Source organism: Vibrio minamisatsumaniensis (genome assembly GCF_050337445.1).
Lineage (GTDB): Bacteria > Pseudomonadota > Gammaproteobacteria > Enterobacterales > Vibrionaceae > Vibrio > Vibrio artabrorum.
In genome coordinates this window covers 1-1,829 of record NZ_JAKJSY010000162.1, presented here as the reverse complement: position 1 = coordinate 1,829, position 1,829 = coordinate 1, and the positions used below count along the sequence as shown (strand labels likewise).

Annotated in this window: 2 protein-coding genes and 1 pseudogene; all 3 read right to left on the bottom strand. The window is 40.2% G+C overall.

All coding sequences use genetic code 11. The annotated features are described in order from the left end of the window. Window positions 1-171 (bottom strand): annotated as a pseudogene (locus tag L4B77_RS19860) (IS110 family transposase); the annotation flags it as partial. Between the two features lie 273 nt (window positions 172-444). Further along, on the bottom strand, window positions 445-990 hold the full coding sequence (locus L4B77_RS19855) for a hypothetical protein (protein ID WP_429752581.1): 546 nt from the start codon (window positions 988-990) through the stop codon (window positions 445-447). A 24-nt stretch (window positions 991-1,014) separates the two neighbouring features. Further along, the gene (locus L4B77_RS19850; protein ID WP_429752579.1) at window positions 1,015-1,476 is read right to left on the bottom strand and encodes a hypothetical protein; all 462 of its coding nucleotides are present in this window, start codon (window positions 1,474-1,476) and stop codon (window positions 1,015-1,017) included. Window positions 1,477-1,829 lie beyond the last annotated feature (353 nt).

The window sequence follows — 1,829 nt, the reverse complement described above, 5'->3', positions numbered from 1 at the left end:
ACCACACGCTTCAACGCCTATACGCATGAGTGGCATATTTGCTATTGTAGTCAGTAGTTTAGAGCGAGTTACCGACTTATGAAGTATGACCTTACCATTTTTGTCTACGGCATGAAGACTGAAGTGGTTTTTAGCTAGGTCGATACCGCAGAAATAAGAAAAATCAGACATGGTGCCTCCGGTGCAATTAAGTACCACATAAGTGTGGCAGATCCTCGGAAGGGGGGAATCCATGTCATTCGTTAGCCCTTTCAAAGGTTATGAGCTTAACGGTGCTAAAATTCTCTGATTGACTTTTTACAGATATAGAGCTAGATTGTGTTCATAGGGTGATTACAGGGACTTCAGGTCGCACCCCGTTGCCAGAAATGGTTAGTCCATGACTAAGTAATAACGTCCTGCCCCGCTTTAGCGGCTGAGACCCCACGCTTCGACGTGGGGTCGCTACTTTCTGGTAGCTTCTTTTGGAATTCCACTCTTCTTTTTCGCTTTCTTCGTGTCCATAGCTAGTTTGAAGATACTAAAGTGTTTGTTAGTAATCGGTTTATTTTCTCGGTCAAAAAACGCACTAGTCACATGTATTCTCAATAACCGATTTTCTTTAAAAATGCACAAGCATACTTTATAACTTTCTGGGTAACCACGAAAACTAGTTATCGAGTCAAACGTAAAGTATTTCTCTTGAGTTGTTTCATAAATTAACTTCTGCTTGTCTAGATTTTCTATACACATTCTTAGGTGTTTTGACGCCTCATAACGCTCCAAGTTTACATTCCTAATCTCGAAGCCGTCTGTGTAACTAAGATCAATGCTATGTTCTTGACCATCTTTCGCAAAACAATGTAATCCGTATGTTACGACAAATTTGTATGTATCTTTGTTACCTTTAAAAGACACTTCATGCGCACTCAAGTGCTTGAGAGAGTGCTGTTCATCATTATAATGAAACGTCTCCCATTGCTGTCGTGCTTGAATGTGATATTTCTTCAAAGTGTTCTCCAAGGTAATGAAGTATTATTTATTCGTAACGTAACGGTATTTATGTGGTGTTTTACCTGAACCTTCGAATGTTCGTTCGATTACACCATCCTCAAAAAGCGTACGAACTAGCATTGATAGTCTATTCTTAAAGTTTTTGGCATCAGATGCTTTACCTAACTTTTTAAGAGCAGATTCAACGTGGCTCACTGTAAACTCTTGATCTCCAAAACGTTCTACTAAATCTCTTATATCATCTTTTAGGGAGCGTTTCTTTGGTCCTTCACTACTTAGCTCTTCAAGATCGGTTATGTCTATAAGACCTGTTTCATTTATAGGGTTATCTATACTACTTTCTTCAATAGTAGGGGCGTTGTTTAAGCGTTTCATTACCCTTATGGCAGCCTCAAGCTCTTCCAACTCTTTTCTTTTCTCTTCTGCCATCTGTACTAAACTATCTAATGAAAAAGACATAGCACCACCTCGTTTGTTTTTCATGCAGTAATTAAACTCCTTTAAGTCTATGCTGTCAATACTGAAAATAAAAAAAGACACATAAAGGGCTAACAAAGCATTTAAGAGAGATTCACAACGCTAGGCATTTTTGCTATGCGTTGCGTTTTGTGTTTAAGGTGGTATGCAGGAGCTTTAGTATTGCGTTGCTCACACCTTAACAGGGCTACATGGATTCCCCCGGTTGTCAAACATCCGCTAAACTTATGTTGATGGGTTTTGGACTGCCGCTCTACATTCGGCCTACTTATCGACGATTCGCATACGTCGTGGCCCTGATGACTTGCGCGACTGCGGTGCCTTATTCGTTAGATGACATCTAGTGTGTCCGCCGCATT